This is a genomic window from Herbiconiux daphne (genome assembly GCF_024979295.1).
GTDB classification, from domain to species: Bacteria; Actinomycetota; Actinomycetes; order Actinomycetales; family Microbacteriaceae; genus Herbiconiux; species Herbiconiux daphnes.
On record NZ_JANLCJ010000769.1, the window covers coordinates 1 to 532 of the forward strand.

A 532-nucleotide genomic window follows, 5' to 3' on the forward strand; every position below is an offset into this window, starting at 1 on the left:
TATAGAAACCACGTCAACAATGAGCCAAGATGAAAAACATGCAGTCATGTATTGTTGGACTTTTCAGCTTGGTAGAAAATTTCAGATAAGCGGTAGAACGTGGGAAGAATTCCTCTCTTTAATAGAACTAATCAAGGGAACTATTGAGGACGGTTCCCTTTTTATTATCTATTGCCACAATCTACCTTACGAGTTCTCATTTATCAAAAATCTGTTTGACGATTGGGCGGACGTTATGGCTCATGACGAAAACCATATTTTCCGCGTAAGAACCGGAAACGTTGAGTTTCGTTGTTCACTTGCCTTAACTACTCTTTCTCTTGACGCGCTAGGAGAACAAACCGGCATAGCCAAGCTTGAGGGTTTCGACTACTTGAAAAAACGGCATTTTGATACACCTCTAACTACTTTTGAATGGAACTACGCCTTGCGTGACGTTGAAATTGTTTCTCTTTATATTGAGGACTTACTAGACAAATACGAATTCTTTGAAAACATACCAATGACTAATACCGGTTGGGTTCGGAAAGAT

The 532-nt window shown here is 39.5% G+C and carries 1 protein-coding gene; it reads left to right on the forward strand.

Annotated elements, in window-relative coordinates:
• Positions 1–19: 19 nt before the first annotated feature.
• Positions 20–532 (forward strand): hypothetical protein (locus N1032_RS27595; protein WP_259543921.1); only part of this gene is annotated, 513 nt, incomplete at its 3' end.